The sequence below is a fragment of the Pseudomonas benzopyrenica genome, from assembly GCF_036884265.1.
GTDB lineage: Bacteria > Pseudomonadota > Gammaproteobacteria > Pseudomonadales > Pseudomonadaceae > Chryseomonas > Chryseomonas benzopyrenica.
This window is the reverse complement of record NZ_CP145723.1, coordinates 836,906-856,281: the sequence shown is the minus strand read 5'-3', so window position 1 is coordinate 856,281 and position 19,376 is coordinate 836,906. Positions and strand designations below refer to the sequence as shown.

The following is a 19,376-nucleotide window of genomic DNA, read 5'->3' as shown; positions in this document are numbered from 1 at the left end:
CCCATCCCCGCTACAGGAGCATTCTTATGAGCATCATCCGTTACGGCGCCGGCGAACGCGGCGCAGGTGGCCAACCCCTGCCCTTCGCCCGCGCGGTGGAAGCCGATGGCTGGCTGCACGTCTCCGGCCAGGTGGCCATGGAGAATGGCGAGATCATCGACGGCGGCATCGTCGCCCAGACCCACAAGACCATGCAGAATCTGATCGCCATCCTCAATGAAGCCGGCTACGGTCTGGAGCACGTGGTGCGCGCTGGCGTCTGGCTGGACGATCCGCGTGACTTCTGGAGCTTCAACAAGGTGTTCGCCGAATACTTCGCCGGCAACGCGCCGGCGCGCGCCTGCGTGCAGTCCTCCATGATGGTGGACTGCAAGGTCGAGATCGAGTGCATCGCCTACAAACCCAAGGCCTGAGACAAATCGCACAGATGACCGAACCTACCCGCCAGAGAGCCCGCGGCCTGGACCGCGCCTTCGACATCCTCGATCACCTCAAGCGGGTGGGTCGGCCGCTGCGCCCCAACGAGATCGCCGCAGGCCTGGGCATTCCCAAGTCCACCGTCTACGACTTGGTCGGCCTCTTGCTGGAGCGGCACATGCTCGATGCCGTGGGCCGCGACGGCCAGGTCTACCTGGGCCGCGAGCTGTACTTTCTCGGTCAGGCGCACCTGCGCCACTTCGATCTGGCCCGCGAGGCCGGGCTGCTGCTGGACGACATCGTCGCCCAGACCCGCGAGACCGCCCAGCTGTGCCAGCTCAACGGCCGCAAGTACACCGTCTCGCTGATGAAAGAAGGCGCCCGCGCCTTTCGCATCTCCTCCAACGTCGGCGAGGACGCGCCCATTCCCTGGACCGCCTCTGGCCGGTTGCTGCTCGGCCATCTGAGCGACGCCGAGATACTCGCCCTGATCGATCCGGACGACTTCATCCTGCCCGACGGCAGCCGCCTGCCCCCGGCGACCTTTATCGCCGAGATCCGCAGCGCCTGCACCGCAGGCTTCTTTTCCTTCGACAGCATCGCCGACACCTATACCCACTGCTTCGCCGCTCCGGTGCAGGATGCCAGCGGCCTGAACATCGCCACCCTGTGCATCGTCGCACCCCGCGCCGACGCCCAGGCCCACCATGCCGAGTACCGCCAGGTGCTGGTCGACAGCGCCCGCCGCCTGTCCCAGCGCCTGGGCGGCCAGGAGAATCCATGACCCCCCTCAACGCCCTCGAGAAAGGCGCCGCCAGTCCTGGCGCCAGCCTGCTCAGCGACATCGCCCTGCCCGCCCTGGTCATCCACCAGGACGCACTCGACCACAACATCGCCTGGATGCAGGCCTTCGCCAGCGAGCGCGGTGCCGAGCTGGCGCCCCACGGCAAGACCAGCATGGCGCCGGCGCTGTTCCAGCGACAACTGGCCGCGGGCGCCTGGGGCATGACCCTGGCCACCGCGGTGCAGACTCGCGCCGCCCAGGCCCACGGCGTGCGTCGGGTACTGATGGCCAATCAGCTGGTGGGAGCGCCGAACATGGCGCTGATCGCCGAACTGCTCACCGCCGATCCAGACTTCGACTTCCATTGCCTGGTGGATCATCCCGACCAGGTCAGCGCTCTGGGTGCATTCTTTGGCGCACGCGGCCTGGCGCTGCAGGTGATGATCGAATACGGCGTGCCTGGTGGGCGTTGCGGTTGCCGCAGCGAAGCCGAGGTGCGTGAACTGGCCCGCGCCATCGCCGGACAACCGGCGCTGCGGCTGACCGGCATCGAAGGTTACGAGGGCGTGATTCACGGCGCCGAGGCAGTGACCGACATCTGCGCCTTCGCCGATTCCCTGGTGCGTTTGGCCGAGGAGTTGCGTGGCCAGGGAGCCTTCGCCCTCGACCGGCCCGTCGTCACCGCTTCGGGCTCGGCCTGGTACGACCTGATCGCCTCTGCCTTCGACCAGTTGGAAGTGCGCGAGCGCTTTCTCGCCGTCATGCGTCCCGGCAGCTATGTGGTCCATGACCACGGGATCTATTGCGATGCCCAGTGTGGCGTCCTGGCCCGCACCGGTCTCGACGAGGGCCTGCAACCGGCGCTGGAAGTCTGGGCCCACGTGCAATCCATGCCCGAACCCGGTTTCGCCATCCTCGCCCTGGGCAAGCGCGACATTGCCCACGATGCCGGCCTGCCACTGCCACTACGCCGCTATCGACCGGGTCAGGCCGCCAGCGAAGCCGTCGATGTCAGCGACTGTACCGTCACCGCCATCATGGACCAGCACGCCTTCATGGTCGTGGCCCCGGGGACCGCGCTGGCCATCGGCGACATCATCGCCCTGGGTACTTCCCATCCCTGCCTGACCTTCGACAAGTGGCGCCAGGGCTGCATCGTCGACGAGGGGCTGCAGGTGGTCGAGACCTTCGCGACCTGCTTCTGAGGCGCTAGGGACGCAGCTCGCCCTCTTCCTCGCCATCCCAGTAGCGGATGCGCTCGGCATGCACCTTGATGAGGATCATGCCGGGCGTGTCGGTACCCTGGGGAAACCAGCGATTCAGATTCTTGGTCCAGTGGGCCTCGAACTGCGCCTTGTCACGGATCAGCTCGGCATGCCCTTCGATGCCGATGAAGATGCCGGGCTTGCCCAGCAGGCTCTTGCCCTCGCTGAAGCTAAGGCCCACCGCCGGATCCTGTTCGATGTCGCGGATCTTGGCCGAGTCGTCATAGGCGTAGAACCAGGAATCACCGTCGTACTCGACGTCGCCGTTGTTGCTCATTGGCCGGCTGGTCAGGCGCCCGGTGCCGGTGGTCAGCATGCAGAAATCCAGATCGCTCATCGCTTTGGACAGGTCGTGCAGGGTCTTGTCGGCCATGGGTATCGCTCCGGTAGGGGGCAGGCAGTGCCCGTCTGAATTCAGACCCGGAGCTGCTGCCGCTTGGTTCCGACGCGCAGCCGCCGACCCGGCTTTTCAGACAGACTGCGCTGCCGACTTCAGGTCCCCCTGGGCTTGGCCCGCGCCGTCGGTTCGGCGATCAGCGGATCGTCCGGCCAGTAGTGCTTGGGATAGCGACCCTTGAGATCCTTCTTCACCTCGCCATAGGTATTGGCCCAGAAGCTGGCTAAGTCTTGGGTGACTTGCACCGGACGCCGCGCCGGGGAAAGCAGGTGCAGCTTGACCGCCAGGCGCCCACCGGCGACGCGCGGGGTATCGGCCAGGCCGAACAGCTCCTGCAACCGCACCGCCAGCACCGGCGGGTGCTCACTGTAGTCCAGGCGGATGTTGGAGCCGGAGGGTACCGCCAGGGTACGCGGGGCCAGCTCGTCCAGCTGCCGCGGCAGCGGCCAGGGCAGCAGGCCCTGGAGCATGGCGGCCAGGTCCAGAGTGGCGAAGTGGGCCAGGCGGGTGACGCGGTCCAGGTAGGGCAGCAGCCAGTCTTCCAGGTTGGCCAGCAGGGCCGCGTCGCTGACGTCCGGCCAGTCGCTCGCCTGCTTCTGCTGCAGGTCCAGCTGGCGCAGCAGGGCCACTCGCGCCTGCCACTGGCGCAATTCCGGCGTCCAGGGCAGCAGCTCCAGGCCCTTGCGCCGCACCAGCCCCAACAGCGCACGGCTGCGGGCCGCGGCGTCCAGGTTCTTCAGCGGTTCGCGACTCAGCACCAGCTGGCCGACCCGTCGCTGGCGCTCGGCGCGCAGGACGCCTTCGCGCTCGTCCCAGTCCAATTCATCGTGACTCACGACCTGCTCGGCCAGCGGCCCCTCGAACAACGCCGGATCCAGTTCGGCGGCCAGGTAGATGCGCTCCTCGCGCTGCCCCTGGCGGCTGCCCAGGTCGGCCACCACCAGCCAGGGCGATTTCATCAACCCGTCCGGCTCGCCAAAGCTGGCGGCCCGGCCATTGGCCAGGCGATAGTCCTGGCCGCCGGCCTTGCGCTGCTGGGCGATGCGATCCGGATAGGCGCAGGCCAGCAGGGCGCCGGTCCAGCGCGGGTGCTCGGGATCGGCTACCGCCCGCTCGGCCTGGCCACGCAGCAGGCCACGGTACTGGCGGACCAGCTGGCGAATGCGTGCCACCCCGCCGCGCGGGCCGCGCCCCTCACCGGCCAGGAGCAGCAGACGGGTATGCAGATCGGCGCCCTGCCCCGGGGCCAGGTCGCGCTCGCCCAGCAGCGCAGCGATCGCGCAGGCGCGCTCGGCCAGGCCCCAGGCCTGACCACGCAATAGCAGGTGCGCCAGCCGCGGATGGGCAGGCAGACCGCTCATGGCCTGGCCGTGAGGGGTGAGCACGCCCTGGTCGTCCAGGGCACCCAGGCCCATCAGCAGGTCACGGGCCTGGGCCAGGGCGGCGGCGGGCGGCGCATCGAGCCAGACCAGCTCCTCGGCGTTCATGCCCCAGCGCGCCAGTTGCAGGGCCAGCCCGGCCAGATCGGCCTGGAGGATCTCGGCGCTGTCATAGGCCGGCAGCTGCTGATGCAGCTCTTCCGACCAGAGTCGATAGCAGACCCCCGGTTCCAGGCGGCCGGCGCGACCCTGGCGCTGGGTCGCCGAGGCACGGGAGATGCGGCGGGTGGTCAGACGGGTCATGCCGCTGCCGGGATCGAAGGCCGGCACCCGCGCCAGGCCCGCGTCCACCACCACCCGCACCCCTTCGATGGTCAGGCTGGTCTCGGCGATATTGGTGGCCAGCACCACCTTGCGGCTGCCGGCCGGCGCCGGCTCGATGGCGGCGCGCTGGGCCGCCAGCTCCAGCTCGCCATGCAGCGGACAGAGCAACACCCCGGCAGGCAGCTGCTCCGCCAGGCGCTCGGCGGTGCGGCGGATCTCCGCCTGCCCGGGCAGGAATACCAGCAGGCTGCCGGTTTCCTCGTCCAATGCCTGCAGCACCGTGGCGGCCACCCGCGCTTCCAGGCGCTCGTCCTGGCCGAGCGGTCGACTCCAGCGGGTCGTGACCGGAAACATCCGGCCTTCGCTGCGCACCACCGGCGCCTCGCCAAGCAAGGCAGCGAGACGCTCGCCTTCCAGGGTGGCGGACATCACTAGCACTTTGAGCGGCGTATCACGCAGCAGTTCGCGCCCGCTCAGGGTCAGCGCCAGGGCCAGATCGGCATCCAGACTGCGTTCATGAAATTCGTCGAAGATCACCAGGCCGACACCGTCCAGCGCCGGATCATCCTGCAGCCGCCGGGTAAGGATGCCCTCGGTGACCACTTCGATGCGGGTGCGCGGCCCTACCCGGCTTTCCAGGCGGATGCGATAGCCCACCGTCTCGCCGACGCCTTCGCCCAGCTCCGCGGCCAGGCGCTCGGCCGCGGCGCGCGCTGCCAGCCGGCGCGGCTCCAGCAGCAGGATGCGCTGACCGGCCAGCCAGGGTTCGTCCAGCAGCGCCAGGGGCACCCGGGTGGTCTTGCCGGCGCCGGGCGGCGCTTCCAGCACGCAGTCATCACGGCGGGCAAGGGCCTGGCGCAGGTCGGGCAGGACAACATCGATGGGCAAGGGCATCATGGGGCACGGCCGGTGGTCTCAACGGGGCGGGCAGTATAAGAGCGGCTAACAAAATGTAGCGAGCGGCTGTCAGGCAGGTGCGCGCGGCGCGCAGGAACCGCAGTGTACGAGTGGTACATGAGGATTCCGAGCACTGCACGCACCTGTATGGCAGACGCGCAGTAGTTTTGTTTGTCGCTCTAAAGCGTCTCGCCCGCCGTGATTCCGGCCGCTATAGTGGCGTCCTCATCCAACCGGAGGTTGTCTATGTCGATGCGTACCCGCGCGGTGTGTGGCGTCCTCGCCGCCGCCCTGTTCACCCAGCTGACCGCTTGCGGCTCGCTGTTCTATCCCGAGCGCCGCGGCCAGATCACCGGCAGTGGCCGTATCGACCCGGGCATCGTCGCCCTCGATGCCATCGGCCTGCTGTTCTACATCATTCCCGGCCTGATCGCCTTTGGCGTGGACTTCGCCACCGGCGCCATCTACCTGCCCGACAACAAGCGCGCCGAGGTCGATCCGAGCGAGCTGAACAAGGCGGTGAACCCGGACGGCAGCGTTGATCGCGCGCGCCTCAAGGCCATCATCCAGCAGGCCACCGGCCACAACCTGCCGCTGGACGATCCACGCCTGCTGCAGCGCAGCGGCAGCAACGAGCAGCTCGCCAGCCTGGGTCTCGCGCCGCGCGCCTGATGAGCGACCCGCACCGCACCGAGCGGCTCCTGCGTCGCGCCACCGCCGCCTCGGTAGCGGTGGCGACGACGCTGATCCTGGCCAAGGCCGTGGCCTGGTGGTTCAGCGGCTCGGTCAGTCTGCTCGCCGGCCTGACCGATTCGCTGCTCGATGGCCTGGCCTCGGTGTTCAACCTGCTGGCGGTGCACTACGCCCTCAAGCCCGCGGACGACGACCACCGCTACGGTCATGGCAAGGCCGAATCCCTGGCCGGCATCGCCCAGGCGGTGTTCATCGGCGTCAGCGCCGTACTCATCGCCTGGCAGGCCATCGGTCGCCTGCAGCAACCCGCGCCCCTTGGCGCCCATGCCCTAGGTATCGTCGTCACCCTGTTTTCCCTGGTCCTGACCGCCGTGCTGGTGGCCTACCAGCAACACGTCATCCGTCTCACCGATTCCACGGTGGTCCGCGCCGACGCCCTGCACTACCGCTCCGACCTGCTGCTCAACGTCGGCATCCTGATCGCCCTGGCGCTGACCGGCTTCGGCTGGTACTGGCTGGATCCGCTGTTCGGCCTGGCCATCGCCCTCTACATCCTCTGGAGCGCCTATGGCATCGCCCGTGACTCCTTCGGCGTGCTGATGGACCAGGAACTGCCCGCCGACATCAGCGAGCACATGCTGCAGCTGGCCTGCCAGGTACCCGGTGTGATCGGTGCCCATGACCTGCGTACCCGTCTCTCCGGCAATCACTGGTTCGTGCAACTGCACCTGGAGCTGCCGGGGCAGATGAGCCTGTCCCGCGCTCATGTGCTGTGCGACGAAGTGGAAGCGGCCATTCGCGCCGAGTACCCCCAGGCCGAGGTGCTGGTCCACGCCGATCCGCTGGATGCGCCCGACGTGCCCCATCGTCATCCGCTGCCGCCCGCCACCTGAGCGGAACCCGGCACCGTTGCGCTCCCTCGAATCTGCATAGCCTGATTTGAGAGCGTCCCAGACGGCGCCGGAGCCCACCATGAATACCCTGCACCCGGTCGCGCGCCTTGCGGACCTGCGTGAAGACCGCGGTACCGCGGTCGAGATCGAAGACACCACCATCCTGCTGCTGCGCGTCGGCGACGAGGTGCGGGCCTTTCAGGCCAACTGTCCCCATGCCGGCGCCCCGCTGGCCGAGGGCGCCGTCTGCCAGGGGCGGCTGGTCTGTCCTTGGCACAAGGCGAGCTTCGCCTTGGATGACGGCAGTCTCTGCGAACCGCCGGCGCTAGATGCGCTGCAGCGCTATCCGGTCGAGGTGCGTGAGGGCGAGGTGCTGGTGGGCAGCGAGCCACTGCCGGTACAGGCGGCCGAAACCCAACGCGACGAGCGCCTGTTCGTCGTCGTGGGCGCGGGCGCCGCAGGCACGGCCGCCACCGCTGCCCTGCGTGAGTTCGGTTACGGCGGGCGCCTCTTATTGATCGGCCACGAACCGGGGGAGCCCTATGATCGGACCGCCCTGTCCAAATTCGTCCTCCAGGGCGACAAGGCACCCGACGAGGCGCCGCCGCTGCGCGAGGCCGACTTCTTCCGTCAGCAGCGCATCGAACGCCTGCACGCCGAGGTGACTCGCCTGGATCCCCAGACCCGCCAGCTGGAACTCGCCAACGGCCAGACCCTGACCTACGACGGCTGTGTGCTCGCCACCGGTGGTGAACCCAGGTCCCTTGACGTTCCCGGTGCCGAGCTCAAGGGCATCCACCTGTTGCGGACCCGCGCTGACGCGGCCGCCATCCTGGCCAACCTGCCCGACGAGGGCCGGGCGGTGATCGTCGGCGCCAGCTTCATCGGCCTGGAAGCCGCCTCCGCCTTGCGCAAGCAGGGCCTGGCGGTGGACGTGGTCTCCCCCGCCTCCCTACCCTTCGTCAAGCAGATGGGCGAGACCCTGGGCCAGCACTTCAAGACCCTGCACGAGGCCAATGGCGTCATCTTCCACGCGCCCCACGAGGTGGTGGGCTTCGAAGGCGAAGGTCAGGTCCGCCAGGTCAGGCTCAAGGACGGTACCCGTCTACCCGCCGATGTCGTGCTGGTAGGCACCGGCATCGCTCCGGCGACGGCTTTCCTCGCCAACCTGCCTCTGGCGGACGATGGCAGCATACCAGTGGATGCCCAGCTCAAGGCTGCGGAAGGCCTCTACGCCGTCGGCGATCTGGCCACCTTCCCCTATGCCGGTCAGCCGACCCGGATCGAGCACTGGCGCCTGGCTCAGCAGCACGGCCGCCTGGCAGCACGTAATCTGCTCGGCGAGGCCGAGGCCTATGCCGACGTCCCCTTCTTCTGGACCCTGCACCACGGCAAGCGTTACGAATACCTCGGCCACCCCCGCCAGTGGGATGACATGCGCCTCGACGGCAGCCTGGGTGATCAGACCTTCGTCGCCCTGTTGCTGGCCGAGGATCTGGTAGTGGGTGTAGTCGCCTGCCAACGAGAGCGTGCCACCGCGGTGCTGAGCCAGCTCATGCGGCAGCCTCTGTCGCGGGCTCGCGCCTTGGAGATTCTGGCCGGGTCTTGATCCAACCAGGACGTGCTCGGGTGACCGGGCACGTCCTCATTGGACGGATAGCCAGCTTCTGGGCGCTCAGTTCTTGCCATTGAACATGTCGGCGAACATCTGCTTGTGGGCGGCGTAGTAATCGGCCACGACCTTGTCGGCGGAGCTTTCCCGGGCCTGCAGCATCAGCTGCTGCAGGTCGCCGTCCGGCAGGTGGTAATGGGCGAAGAAGGTGGCGATCTTCGGATACTCGGCCGGAAAGTCCTTGCGTGCGATGGCGTGAATCTGTTCCGCCGTACCGAAGACGCCCTTGGGATCGTCGAGATAGCGCAGCTTCCACTTGGAAAACATCCAGTGCGGACTCCAGGCATTGATCACCGACCACTTGCCGCGTTTCAGATTGCGATCCATCTCGGTGAGCATGCCGACTTCGGACGACGCGACGATCTTGTAGCCCTTGAGCTGGTAGACGTCGAAGGCCTTCTCGGTGAGCTTGTACTGGCCATTGCCCACTTCCGAAGAAAGGATCTTGCCATCGAGCTTGGCCCGCACCTCAGGCTTCTTCAGATCCTCGACGCTGGAGAGTTCGCTCTTGGGAATGGAGTCCGGCACCGCCATGCCCAGCTTGCCCTCGTAGAGCACGCCCAGGTCGGTGAGCTTGTCCTTGTGCTTGTCGACGAACACCGCATGGGTGGTGGGCAGCCAGACCATGGGAATGAGATCGATGCTGCCATTGGCCATGGCCTGGAACTGGATGCCGATGTCGGCCTGCACCATCTTCACCGGCAGCTTGAGTTGGTCTTCGATGGCAATCTGGGCGAGCTTCGCGGTGATTTCCGCGTCCGACCAGTTGACCCAGCCGATGCGGACCGGCCCCTGGGCAGCGTGAATGCCCTGGCTGGCGATCGTCAGGCCCAGCACGGCGACCAGACCCAGGACCTTGCGCTTCATGTTCTGTACGACATTCATCAGCTCTATCTCCGGCGTTTGTAGTGTTGTTGTTGCTGGCAGTCTCAAGTCGAAGAACGCATTGTTGTTAGGGTTGAAGGGCCTGCGCCTGCACGGCCGCGCCGCTGCAGGGAGGGCTTGCTACAGCGCCTGTTCGAGGGCCGGCAGGGCTTCGAACAGATCGGCTACCAGGGTGTAGTCGGCGACCTGGGTGATGGGCGCCTCGCCATCCTGGTTGATGGCGACGATGACCTTGGAGCCGCTCATGCCCGCCAAATGCTGGATGGCGCCACTGATGCCCACGGCCAGATAGAGGTCGGGCGCGACATGCTTGCCGGTCTGGCCCACCTGCAGATCGTTACCCGCAAAGCCGGCATCCACCGCGGCACGGGAGGCTCCGACAGCGCCGCCTAGTCGATCGGCGACCCGCTCGACCAGGGCGAAATTCTCCCGACTGCCCAGGCCACGCCCACCGGACACCACTACGCGCGCACTGCCCAACTCGGGCCGTGCGCTGGTGCTTAGCACCTCGCTGACGAGACGACTCGCGGCCGGTGCCAGCGCCTCCTCGAGCCGCACGATCGGGCAAGACGTCGCGCATCGCTCAGCCTCGGCGAAAGCGGACGCGCGCACGGTCAGGACTCGCACCTCATCGAGGGATTCGACGCAGGCGATGGCATTGCCGGCATAGATCGGTCGGCGGAACACCGTCGGACTGTCGGTGGCGATGACCTCGGCGATCATCCCGACATCCAGCAAGGCAGCCACGCGCGGCAGGACGCTGCGACCCTGGGTGCTCGCCTCGGCCAGCACATGCCCAGGATGGCGTCCTGCCAGCCTGGCGATCAGCTCGGCCTGGACTTCGGGCGCGCATGACTCGGCGGTCTCGGCCAGCAGCACCCGCTCCACCCCGGCGAAGGTTGCAGCCTGCTCCGCTGCGCCGGCGGCGCCCGGCCCGATCAACAGTAGCTCGATCGGCTGCGCCAGCTCCCTTGCCGCCATGATGACGTTTGCCGTGGCGGCCTTGAGCTGGCCCTGGTGGTGTTCGGCGATGATCAAGGTGGACATCAGAGCACTCCTGCACGCTGTTTGAGGTGGCTGACCAGCTCGTCGACGGACTGGACCCGGATGCCCGCCGTGCGCTGGATCGGGGGCTGCACGCCCAGTAGGCGGGTATGCGTTCTGGTCGCGACGCCCAGGGTCGTACCGTCAAGCACCTCCAGGGGCTTTTTCTTGGCCTTCATGATCGCCGGCAGCGAGGCATAGCGGGGCTCGTTGAGCCGCAGATCGCAGGTGACGACGGCGGGCGAACGCAGCGCGACGGTCTGGCGCCCGCCATCGATCTCGCGCTCGACGATCCACTCGCCCGCCGCATGGCTCAGGGCCGAGGCGCAGGTGGCCTGGGGCAGACCGACGAGCTGCGCCAGCATCTGGCCCGTCTGGCTGTTCTCCTGGTCGATGGCCTGCTTGCCGAACAGCACCAGGTCCGGGCGCTCGCGCTCGACCACCCGGGCCAGCGCCTTGGCCACGTTGAGCGGTTCCAGGGGGCCTGGCAGCTCCACCAGCAGCGCTCGGTCGGCCCCCAGGGCCAAGGCCGTGCGCAACTGCTCCTGCGCCGCACTGCTGCCGACCGTCACCACCACGACCTCCTGGGCGACGCCCCTTTCCTTCAGGCGGACGGCCTCCTCCACGGCGATTTCGCAAAAGGGATTCAGTGCCATCTTGATGCCGGTCAGTTCGACGTCGGAACCGTCGGTCTTCACGCGAACCTTGATGTTCGGATCGATAGCGCGCTTCACCGCAACGAGCACTTTCATCGTCTCTCCTGGGGCTATTGAGGCCATGACAACCACCGGCAATGGCCCAATCCTAGCCAGAGCCAATCACCTTCGGCAAGAGAAATGTACACGACAGATTTATTTGTTGACACACCTGTACATTGAATCCAGATTGAGCGAAAACACGCCTGATGTCGTTCGCCCGGAGAGCCCGAGATGTCCACCGATCCGCTCCTGCAGCCGTACCAGCTCAAGCACCTGACCCTGCGCAATCGCATCATCACCACCTCCCATGAGCCGGCCTATCCCGAGGACGGCATGCCCAAGGCGCTGTACCGGGCCTACCATGTCGAGCGCGCCAAGGCCGGGGTCGCCCTGACCATGACGGCCGGTTCGGCGGCCGTCTCCCGCGACAGCCCGCCGGTGTTCAACAACGTGTTGGCCTGGAAGGACGAGGTGGTGGGCTGGCTGCGGGACCTGACGGACGAATGCCACGAGCATGGCGCCGCGGTGATGATCCAGCTCACCCACCTGGGCCGGCGCACCCGCTGGGACAAGGCCGACTGGCTGCCGGTGGTCTCGCCCTCACATGAGCGCGAACCGGCGCACCGGGCCTTTCCCAAGCAGATCGAAGACTGGGATATCGAGCGCATCGTCAAGGACTACGTCGACGCCGCCGAGCGCATGAAGTACGCCGGCCTCGACGGTCTGGAGCTGCAGGCCTACGGCCATCTGATGGACCAGTTCTGGTCGCCGCTGACCAACACCCTGGACGGCCCCTATGGCGGCTCGCTGGAAAACCGCATGCGCTTCACCTTCGAGATCCTGCGCGGCATTCGCCAGCGTTGCGGCGAGGACTTCCTGGTGGGCATCCGCTACACCGGCGACGAGACTTTGCCAGGCGGTATCGATGCCAACGAAGGCATGACCATCTCCCAGTTGCTCAAGGACAGTGGCCTGGTGGACTTCCTCAACGTGATCCGTGGCCATATCGAGACCGATGCGGGCCTTACCGATGTGATCCCGATCCAGGGCATGCGCAACTCGCCGCACCTGGATTTCGCCGGCGAGATCCGTTCGGCCACCGGCTTTCCGACCTTCCATGCGGCGAAGATTCCCGATGTCGCCACCGCGCGCCACGCCATCGCTTCCGGCAAGGTCGACATGATCGGCATGACCCGGGCGCACATGACCGATCCGCACATCGTGCGCAAGATCATCGAGAAGCGCGAAGAAGAGATCCGCCCCTGCGTTGGCGCCAACTACTGCCTGGATCGCATCTATCAGGGCGGGGCGGCCTATTGCATCCACAATGCCGCCACCGGCCGCGAGACCACCATGCCCCACGACATCCCCAGGGCGGCGGTGCCGCGCAAGGTGGTGATCGTCGGCACCGGTCCGGCGGGGCTGGAAGCCGCCCGGGTAGCCGGCGAACGCGGGCACCGCGTCAAGGTGTTCGAAGCGGCCGATCGGCCGGGTGGCCAGATCCGCCTGACCGCCCAGAACGAAAGGCGGCGCGAGATGATCAGCATCATCGACTGGCGCATGGCCCAGTGCGAACGCCTGGGCGTGGAGTTCGCCTTCAACACCTGGGTCGAAGCCGATACGGTGCTGGCCGAAGAACCCGACGTGGTGATTGTCGCCACCGGCGGCCTGCCCCACACCGAGATCCTCAGCCAGGGCAACGACCTCACCGTCTCGACCTGGGACATCATCTCCGGCGACGTCAAACCCGGGCGCCAGGTGCTGATCTTCGACGACGCCGGCGACCATGCGGCCCTACAGGCCGCGGAAGTCATCGCCAGGAGCGGCGCCGGCGTGGAGATCGTCACCCCCGACCGGGCCTTTTCCGCCGAAGTCATGGCGATGAATCTGGTGCCCTACATGAGGACGCTGCAGGACCTCGACGTGACCTTCACGGTGACCTATCGCGTCGACCGGGTCGAGCGGCGCGATGGCAGGCTGGTCGCTACCTTCAAGAGCGACTACGGCCCCGTCCACAAGGAACGCATAGTCGATCAGGTGGTGGTGAACCACGGGACGGTGCCGCTGGACGATCTCTATTTCGAACTAAGGCCGCAGTCGAAGAACGATGGCGCCGTGGAGCACCAGGACCTGATCGCCGGCAAGCCGCAGAACATCGTTACCAACCCGGCCGGGCGTTTCCAGCTGTTCCGCATCGGCGATGCCGTGGCCGCGCGCAATACCCATGCGGCGATCTACGATGCGCTGCGACTGATGAAGGACCTGTAGTGCCGCTGCACGCCCTTCCCCGCCTCCGGATCGGGGCCAGGGCGTGAGGACCGCCGCCCTAGTATTCGTCGGTTGTCGGCGCCTGCCGGAAGGTCTCGCTGAGCGGTACGAAGACTCCAGGCTCGGTCTCGGCATAGCCGAACTTGCCGAAGAAGCGGTCGAGCTCGCGTTGGGCAGGCCGCTCGCCGGTAAAGATGCTGGTGTAGTGCGGAATACGCCGGAAGCGCTCGGTCAGTCCCTCGTCGGTCTTCATGGAGATATAGCCAATCTGCGTCAGGTACAGCGTGCGCGCCCGGGTGTCGGCCGCATCGGCGTCGTAGCCGAAGCGCCGGAACATGGTGGACAGCGCCGCCATGCGCGTGCGGTCGGCAGCGGCGATGGCCGCTGCCACCTCTTCGGACTGCAACGCCCAGCTGCGTACCGCGAACTCGAACTGGGAGTCGAACAGCGTGTTGTCCAACCAGCATTCGAAGACGTTGAGGATCGCCTCGGCGATGCTTTCCGCATAGCTTTCGCACTGCCGGATCAGGTTGCCGGTATTCTTGTCGCGCCAGCGCTCGAGCAGCGCCGCCAGCAATTGCTCCCGATCCTCGAAAAACCAGTAGAAACTGGTGCGTGACAGCTTCAACCGCTTGGCGAGCGGCATCACCTTGACGCCATCGATGCCGGATTCCTTCAGGGCCTCGTAGGCCGCTTCCAGCCAGCCATCGGCCGAGCCACGCCAGCCACTGTCCGCATCCTTCTCCCGCGCCTTGCTCTGTCGCGCCATCGACCTCTCATCCCGTGCAATACTGTCCGGCAACTGTACAGCACCGCGCTTTTTCTGTGCACAAAGTTGAGTCCTGGCTTCTCGACGGTCATGGCCGTGTGAATCCGGGGCTGAAGACATGACCCTGGCGACCGCTCGCCCTCTGCTCAGGCTGGCTCCCATGCAGCGCTCCGAATCCATGCGCCGTTCCAAGGGCTATCGCCGTCTCATCCCGTCCATGAACGCCCTGCTGGTGTTCGAGGCCGCCGCTCGCCTCGGCAGCTTCACCCTGGCCGCCCAGGAACTCGGCGTCACCCAGGCCGCCGTGAGCAAGCAGATCCGCTTCCTCGAAGAGTTGCTGGATACCCGTCTGTTCCACCGCCTGCACAGGGCCATCCAGCTCACCCCCGAGGGCAGTGCGCTGTTTCTGGTCATGGGTGATTCGCTGCAACGCATTGCGGCAACCTTCGACAAGATCCTCGATGGCCAGGCCGAGCACGAGATCGTCCTGGCCTGCACCAGCGCCTTCTCCCACCTGCGGGTCATGCCCCGCCTGCCGGCCCTGCAGGCACTGCTGCCCGATCTCCGGCTGCGGCTGGTCCCGCCGCTGCATCGCGAGGCCGACCTGGCCATCCGCTACGGCAATGGCAGCTGGGATGACGGCACGGCTACCCTGCTGTTCGACGAAGAGGTCTTTCCGGTCTGCGCACCCGAATGGCTGACGAGCCATGCCGCACCGCACTCCATCGCGGACCTCTACCAGAGCCCGCTCATCGACTCGGATGCGACACTGGAAGGCTGGATGACCTGGAGCACCTGGTTCCGCGCCCTGGACCATACGCCACCGCGGCTGCGCATCGGCCTGCGCTGCACCCACTATGCCGATACCATCCGGGCGGCTACTCAGGGCCTGGGGATCGCCCTGGGCTGGAATCGCCTGGTCGCCCCCCTGCTGGCCGACGGCCACCTGATTCGGGTGACGGATTTCATCGTCAAGCCACGCGACGCCTATTACCTGGTGACACCCCATGGCCGCCAGTCGGTGGCCAGCGATCTGCTGCTGGCCTGGCTGCAGGAGGAGCCAATCGCCCGCGAACCGCTCTAGGCCTGGCTTCCCTGGCATAACCCTGGCTCATGCCAGCGTAACAATAAAGCGCGTTGACCCCTTTCGGGGGCACTTCGATACTGCGGCCACACATCCCGGTAAACGTCTCCCTTGAGGTGCCCCATGGACAATGCCCCTGCCAAGAGCCATCGCGACCTGCTCGCCCAGCGCCAGCCGGGCCATGGTCTTCCTGGTGAGCTGTATGGCCGACAGGATGTCTTCGCGACCGACCTCGAGGTCTTCTACACCCGGCACTGGATCGTGGTCGGCGTCACTGCGGACATTCCCGAGCCGGGCGACGTCTCCACCCTGGATATCGGCAAGGCCTCGATCATCCTGGTACGCGACGACGACGAGAACATCCGGGCGTTTCGTAACGTCTGCAGGCATCGCGGCGCGCGGCTCAAGGAAGCGGGCAAATCCACCGTGGGCATGCTGGTCTGCCCCTATCACCAATGGACCTACGACCTCGACGGCCAACTGAAGCATGCCGCGCACATGGGCAAGGACTTCGACGCCAGCTGTCGCAGTCTCATACCGGTGGCCGTACGGATGGTGGGTGCCCATATCCTGGTCTGCCTGAGTGACGAGTCGCCCCAGGACATCGACGCCCTCGCCACCGAGATGGCACCACGCTTCGCCCCCTATGCCCTGCAGTACAGCAAGATCGCCTACGAGAGCGAGATCATCGAGAACGGCAACTGGAAGCTGGTTATCGAGAACAACCGCGAGTGCTATCACTGCGCCGCCGGTCACCCCGAGTTGAACGCCTCCTTCCTGCCGGAAGACTTCGGTGTCTGTACCGACGGCATGAGTCCGGAAGCGCTCCAGGCCCTGGCGGCCTATCAGGCGAAGAACGCCCAGGCCCGTCAGAGCTGGGAAGACCAAGGCCACCTCTGTGCCGCCGTCGAGCACCTGGAAGAGGACAGCATCACCCAGTTCCGCTCGCAGCGCCTGGTCATCGCCAATCATGGCGAATCCCAGACCCTGACCACCCAGGTGGCCTGCACCCGCTTGCTGGGCGACCTGACGCGCCGCGACCTGGGCGATGTGCATTTCTGGACCCACAATTCCTGGACCCACGTCATGAGCGATCACGCCGTGGTGTCCTACATCATCCCGCTCGGACCGGACCAGACCCTGGTCAGGACCAAATGGCTGGTTCATGCCGATGCCGTGGAGGGTGTCGACTACGACCTTCAGACCCTGACCGAGGTCTGGCAGGCGACCAACCTGCAGGACGCCGGACTTGTCGCCATCACCCATCGCGGCACCCAGGATCCCGCCTACGTGCCCGGCCCCTTCTCGACCTTCACCGAGACCTACGTCGAGCAGTTCACCCGCTGGTACGCTGCCCGCCTTGCGGCCCACGGAGTGTGAGGAATACCATGACGACCCTCACCGCCTTCGCCTCCCTGCAAGACAGCCGGCTCAGCGACGTCCAGACCTGGTCGGCGTTCGGCACGTCCTGGAGCAGTGCCGAACAGAAGATCCTCGAATGCTGCGCCATCCAGGTCGAGACCGACGACGTCAAGACCTTCGTCTTCCGCTGCCCCGATTTCGCAGCCCTCGCCTTCGAGCCCGGACAGTTCATCACCCTGTCGCTGACCCTCGACGGCCTGAGTCTCTCGCGGTGCTACACCCTGTCCTCCACGCCGACCCGCCCCTTCAACTTTGCCATCACCGTCAAGCGTGTGCCCGGCGGGCCGGTGTCGAACTGGCTGCACGATCACCTGCAGGTCGGCAGTCGCCTGCTGGCCGCCGGTCCGGCAGGTATCTTCACCCCGGTTGGGCATCCCCAGCGCAAACTGCTCTATCTGTCCGCCGGCTCGGGCGTCACGCCGCTGATGGCCATGACTCGCGCCGCCTTCGACCTGGGTGGCGACCCGGACCTCGCCTTCGTCCACAGTGCCCGTACCCCCCAGGACATCATCTTTCGCGCCGAACTGGCACAGCTGCAGGCCGCGCGACGGCACCTCAAGGTTTTCGCCATCTGTGAGGCGTCCGGCGCCGAAACGGACTGGCAGGGCCCGCTCGGCCGCCTTGATCTCGCCCTGCTGGAGCGACTGGTGCCGGACTTTCGCGAGCGCGAGGTCTTTACCTGCGGCCCCCAGGGCTATATGGACGCCGTCCAGCGCACCCTGCGCGAAGGAGGGTTCGATCTCTCCCACTATCATCAGGAAAGCTTCGCCATCGGCAGCCCGACGGCCCCTGTCGATGCCGCGCCGGCCACGGTCGGCGAAACCCTTTTCACCGTCACCCTGGCCCGCTCGGGAAAGGTATTCAAGATGGCAGGCGACCAGACCGTGCTCAGCGCTGCCAAGCGTGCCGGGGCCATCGTGCCTTCCTCCTGTGGCCAGGGTCTGTGTGGCACCTGCAAGACGGCCCTGCTCGAAGGCCAGGTGGAGATGCAGCACGCCGGCGGCATTCGCCAGCGTGAGATAGATCGCGGGCTACGACTCCTGTGCTGCAGCAAACCCACCTCCGATTTGGTGCTCGACCTCTAGCGGTCGTCAGGCATCGCCAACGCGCCTGCATCGGTACTCTTCAGCAGCACGAGCCAGACGTCATCCCGGTATCCGACCGCCATGTGACTGCGCGCTATCAGCACCCAGCGCAGTTGCCTGCCAGGTGCGCTGGGTGCTGAACTGACGATTGCTTCCAGCGTTTGGCTTCCGCGTAGAACTCCTGCGCGCCTGGACACCTCTCAACGTAAACGGCCAGGCCTGTGATCGACAGCGATCCAGCCAAAGGCCTTGAGAGAGCCTGAGCCCCCATGAGTGACCACATGCCCACTGCGCCTCGCCCCTATCGCATCGGCCTGATCGCCGACACCCATGGTCTGCTTCGGCCGCAGGCACTGGAGGCCCTGGCCGGCAGCGATTTCATCCTGCACGCTGGCGACATCGGCAAGCCGGAGATCCTCGACGCCCTGCGCGAGCTGGCACCTCTGGCCGTGGTCCGGGGCAACAACGACGACGTGCCCTGGGCCGATGACATCCCCGAGCGCGTCACCCTGACCCTGGCCGGGGTCGACGTCCATATGCTGCACATCCTGCCGGAGCTCAACCTGGAGACCGCCGGCGCCGCGGTGCGCGTGGTGGTCAGCGGGCACTCGCACAAGCCGCTGATCGAAACGCGTGATGGCGTACTCTACGTCAACCCCGGCAGCGCCGGCCCACGGCGCTTTCGGCTACCGATCAGCGTCGGCCGCCTGACCCTGGACGCCGGCCAGATCCAGGCCGAGATCCTGGAACTCATTCCCTGAAGGAACCCCGATGAGCATCGACTACTACTCCTACGAACCCGCCCAGGGCCATGGCCTGCCCCACGATCCCTTCAACGCCATCGTCGCGCCACGCCCCATTGGCTGGATCTCTTCGCAAAGCGAAGCCGGCATCCTCAACCTGGCGCCCTACAGCTTCTTCAACGCCTTCAACTACAAGCCGCCGCTGATCGGCTTTTCCAGCCAGGGCTACAAGGACAGCGTGGCCAATATCGAGCGCACCGGTGAATTCGTCTGGAATCTGGCCACCCGCGAACTGGCCGAGGAGATGAACGCCAGCAGCGCCATGGTCGGGCCGGAGGTGGACGAGTTCGCTCTGGCGGGCCTCGAACCCGCACCCTCCACCCTCGTCAAGGTGCCACGGGTTGCCCGGGCCCAGGTGGCCTTCGAATGCAGGCTGAGCCAGATCGTACGGCTCAAGACCGCTGCCGGTGACGACCTGGACCAGTGGCTGGTGCTGGGCGAGGTGGTAGCGGCCCATATCGACAAGCGCCTGCTCAAGGACGGCATCTATCAGACCGCAGCCGCTCGTCCCATCGTACGGGGCGGCGGCCCGGCCGACTATTTCGAGATCACCGAGGCCGCGCTGTTTCGCATGCGCCGCCCGGACTGACCGGCGCG

18 protein-coding genes and 1 other RNA gene are annotated in these 19,376 nt (G+C 66.6%); 12 read left to right on the top strand and 7 right to left on the bottom strand.

Annotated elements, in window-relative coordinates; genetic code table 11:
- The first annotated feature begins 26 nt into the window (after positions 1-26).
- The 3 genes from V6W80_RS03995 to V6W80_RS03985 are packed head-to-tail and all read left to right on the top strand — an operon-like array spanning position 27 to position 2,406.
- Positions 27-413 (top strand): RidA family protein, encoded by a 387-nt coding sequence (locus V6W80_RS03995; RefSeq protein ID WP_338545901.1) that lies wholly within the window; start codon positions 27-29, stop codon positions 411-413.
- 14 nt (positions 414-427) lie between these two features.
- Complete coding sequence (locus V6W80_RS03990) at positions 428-1,201, top strand: IclR family transcriptional regulator (RefSeq protein ID WP_093253995.1); 774 nt, start codon at positions 428-430, stop codon at positions 1,199-1,201.
- On the top strand, positions 1,198-2,406 hold the full coding sequence (locus tag V6W80_RS03985; protein ID WP_184292189.1) for an alanine racemase: 1,209 nt from the start codon (positions 1,198-1,200) through the stop codon (positions 2,404-2,406). Before V6W80_RS03990 ends, V6W80_RS03985 begins: the two co-directional genes overlap by 4 nt.
- Before the next feature lie 4 nt (positions 2,407-2,410).
- On the opposite strand, the gene V6W80_RS03980 is transcribed toward V6W80_RS03985, so the two are convergent.
- From V6W80_RS03980 to V6W80_RS03970, 3 genes are all read right to left on the bottom strand, one after another.
- Positions 2,411-2,839 carry a pyridoxamine 5'-phosphate oxidase family protein gene (locus tag V6W80_RS03980; protein WP_338545900.1) on the bottom strand — a complete coding sequence of 143 codons (429 nt, stop codon included), beginning with the start codon at positions 2,837-2,839 and terminating at the stop codon, positions 2,411-2,413.
- 119 nt (positions 2,840-2,958) lie between these two features.
- Positions 2,959-5,463 (bottom strand): ATP-dependent helicase HrpB, encoded by a 2,505-nt coding sequence (hrpB, locus tag V6W80_RS03975; protein WP_338545899.1) that lies wholly within the window; start codon positions 5,461-5,463, stop codon positions 2,959-2,961.
- Positions 5,464-5,506: 43 nt separating this feature from the next.
- Positions 5,507-5,582, bottom strand: a non-coding RNA gene (locus tag V6W80_RS03970) — sX9 sRNA.
- Positions 5,583-5,709: 127 nt separating this feature from the next.
- Here V6W80_RS03970 and V6W80_RS03965 point away from each other — a divergent pair.
- The 3 genes from V6W80_RS03965 (at position 5,710) to V6W80_RS03955 (ending at position 8,658) form a co-directional block, all read left to right on the top strand.
- A complete protein-coding gene (locus V6W80_RS03965; protein ID WP_017639149.1) occupies positions 5,710-6,135 on the top strand; it encodes a hypothetical protein in 426 nt (141 codons plus the stop codon).
- On the top strand, positions 6,135-7,049 hold the full coding sequence (locus V6W80_RS03960) for a cation diffusion facilitator family transporter (protein ID WP_173150053.1): 915 nt from the start codon (positions 6,135-6,137) through the stop codon (positions 7,047-7,049). Before V6W80_RS03965 ends, V6W80_RS03960 begins: the two co-directional genes overlap by 1 nt.
- A gap of 79 nt (positions 7,050-7,128) precedes the next feature.
- Complete coding sequence (locus tag V6W80_RS03955; RefSeq protein WP_338545897.1) at positions 7,129-8,658, top strand: FAD-dependent oxidoreductase; 1,530 nt, start codon at positions 7,129-7,131, stop codon at positions 8,656-8,658.
- A gap of 66 nt (positions 8,659-8,724) precedes the next feature.
- Here V6W80_RS03955 and V6W80_RS03950 read toward each other — a convergent pair whose 3' ends face one another.
- The 3 genes from V6W80_RS03950 to V6W80_RS03940 form a co-directional block, all read right to left on the bottom strand.
- Entirely contained in the window at positions 8,725-9,606 is an 882-nt protein-coding gene (locus V6W80_RS03950; protein WP_093254023.1) for a glycine betaine ABC transporter substrate-binding protein, read from the bottom strand.
- A 120-nt stretch (positions 9,607-9,726) separates the two neighbouring features.
- On the bottom strand, positions 9,727-10,653 hold the full coding sequence (locus V6W80_RS03945) for an electron transfer flavoprotein subunit alpha/FixB family protein (RefSeq protein ID WP_338545896.1): 927 nt from the start codon (positions 10,651-10,653) through the stop codon (positions 9,727-9,729).
- On the bottom strand, positions 10,653-11,402 hold the full coding sequence (locus tag V6W80_RS03940) for an electron transfer flavoprotein subunit beta/FixA family protein (RefSeq protein ID WP_338545895.1): 750 nt from the start codon (positions 11,400-11,402) through the stop codon (positions 10,653-10,655). Before V6W80_RS03940 ends, V6W80_RS03945 begins: the two co-directional genes overlap by 1 nt.
- A gap of 177 nt (positions 11,403-11,579) precedes the next feature.
- On the opposite strand from V6W80_RS03940, the gene V6W80_RS03935 reads away from it, so the two are divergent.
- Positions 11,580-13,616, top strand: a complete 2,037-nt coding sequence (locus tag V6W80_RS03935; protein ID WP_338545894.1) for an NADH:flavin oxidoreductase — start codon at positions 11,580-11,582, stop codon at positions 13,614-13,616.
- Positions 13,617-13,674: 58 nt separating this feature from the next.
- On the opposite strand, the gene V6W80_RS03930 is transcribed toward V6W80_RS03935, so the two are convergent.
- Complete coding sequence (locus V6W80_RS03930) at positions 13,675-14,385, bottom strand: TetR family transcriptional regulator (RefSeq protein WP_184292172.1); 711 nt, start codon at positions 14,383-14,385, stop codon at positions 13,675-13,677.
- 160 nt (positions 14,386-14,545) lie between these two features.
- On the opposite strand from V6W80_RS03930, the gene V6W80_RS03925 reads away from it, so the two are divergent.
- From V6W80_RS03925 to V6W80_RS03905, 5 genes are all read left to right on the top strand, one after another.
- Entirely contained in the window at positions 14,546-15,469 is a 924-nt protein-coding gene (locus V6W80_RS03925; protein ID WP_338545893.1) for a LysR substrate-binding domain-containing protein, read from the top strand.
- A gap of 123 nt (positions 15,470-15,592) precedes the next feature.
- Positions 15,593-16,849: an aromatic ring-hydroxylating oxygenase subunit alpha gene (locus V6W80_RS03920; RefSeq protein WP_338545892.1), complete on the top strand. Its 1,257-nt coding sequence runs from the start codon at positions 15,593-15,595 to the stop codon at positions 16,847-16,849.
- An 8-nt stretch (positions 16,850-16,857) separates the two neighbouring features.
- Positions 16,858-17,976, top strand: coding sequence for a hybrid-cluster NAD(P)-dependent oxidoreductase (locus V6W80_RS03915; RefSeq protein WP_338545891.1), 1,119 nt, complete (start codon positions 16,858-16,860; stop codon positions 17,974-17,976).
- Positions 17,977-18,257: 281 nt separating this feature from the next.
- Positions 18,258-18,737 (top strand): metallophosphoesterase family protein, encoded by a 480-nt coding sequence (locus V6W80_RS03910; protein WP_338545890.1) that lies wholly within the window; start codon positions 18,258-18,260, stop codon positions 18,735-18,737.
- A 10-nt stretch (positions 18,738-18,747) separates the two neighbouring features.
- The gene (locus V6W80_RS03905) at positions 18,748-19,368 is read left to right on the top strand and encodes a flavin reductase family protein (protein ID WP_017639137.1); all 621 of its coding nucleotides are present in this window, start codon (positions 18,748-18,750) and stop codon (positions 19,366-19,368) included.
- Positions 19,369-19,376: the final 8 nt, after the last annotated feature.

Excerpts from the sequence above, each read along its gene's own strand:
- V6W80_RS03920 (WP_338545892.1), top strand. The coding sequence starts at position 15,593 with ATGGACAATGCCCCTGCCAAGAGCCATCGCGACCTGCTCGCCCAGCGC.
- V6W80_RS03935 (WP_338545894.1), top strand. The coding sequence starts at position 11,580 with ATGTCCACCGATCCGCTCCTGCAGCCGTACCAGCTCAAGCACCTGACC.
- V6W80_RS03960 (WP_173150053.1), top strand. The coding sequence starts at position 6,135 with ATGAGCGACCCGCACCGCACCGAGCGGCTCCTGCGTCGCGCCACCGCC.
- V6W80_RS03940 (WP_338545895.1), bottom strand. The coding sequence starts at position 11,402 with ATGAAAGTGCTCGTTGCGGTGAAGCGCGCTATCGATCCGAACATCAAG.
- V6W80_RS03930 (WP_184292172.1), bottom strand. The coding sequence starts at position 14,385 with ATGGCGCGACAGAGCAAGGCGCGGGAGAAGGATGCGGACAGTGGCTGG.
- V6W80_RS03985 (WP_184292189.1), top strand. The coding sequence starts at position 1,198 with ATGACCCCCCTCAACGCCCTCGAGAAAGGCGCCGCCAGTCCTGGCGCC.
- V6W80_RS03915 (WP_338545891.1), top strand. The coding sequence starts at position 16,858 with ATGACGACCCTCACCGCCTTCGCCTCCCTGCAAGACAGCCGGCTCAGC.
- V6W80_RS03990 (WP_093253995.1), top strand. The coding sequence starts at position 428 with ATGACCGAACCTACCCGCCAGAGAGCCCGCGGCCTGGACCGCGCCTTC.
- V6W80_RS03965 (WP_017639149.1), top strand. The coding sequence starts at position 5,710 with ATGTCGATGCGTACCCGCGCGGTGTGTGGCGTCCTCGCCGCCGCCCTG.
- V6W80_RS03925 (WP_338545893.1), top strand. The coding sequence starts at position 14,546 with ATGCAGCGCTCCGAATCCATGCGCCGTTCCAAGGGCTATCGCCGTCTC.
- V6W80_RS03980 (WP_338545900.1), bottom strand. The coding sequence starts at position 2,839 with ATGGCCGACAAGACCCTGCACGACCTGTCCAAAGCGATGAGCGATCTG.
- V6W80_RS03910 (WP_338545890.1), top strand. The coding sequence starts at position 18,258 with ATGCCCACTGCGCCTCGCCCCTATCGCATCGGCCTGATCGCCGACACC.
- V6W80_RS03905 (WP_017639137.1), top strand. The coding sequence starts at position 18,748 with ATGAGCATCGACTACTACTCCTACGAACCCGCCCAGGGCCATGGCCTG.
- V6W80_RS03955 (WP_338545897.1), top strand. The coding sequence starts at position 7,129 with ATGAATACCCTGCACCCGGTCGCGCGCCTTGCGGACCTGCGTGAAGAC.
- V6W80_RS03995 (WP_338545901.1), top strand. The coding sequence starts at position 27 with ATGAGCATCATCCGTTACGGCGCCGGCGAACGCGGCGCAGGTGGCCAA.
- V6W80_RS03950 (WP_093254023.1), bottom strand. The coding sequence starts at position 9,606 with ATGAATGTCGTACAGAACATGAAGCGCAAGGTCCTGGGTCTGGTCGCC.
- hrpB (WP_338545899.1), bottom strand. The coding sequence starts at position 5,463 with ATGATGCCCTTGCCCATCGATGTTGTCCTGCCCGACCTGCGCCAGGCC.
- V6W80_RS03945 (WP_338545896.1), bottom strand. The coding sequence starts at position 10,653 with ATGTCCACCTTGATCATCGCCGAACACCACCAGGGCCAGCTCAAGGCC.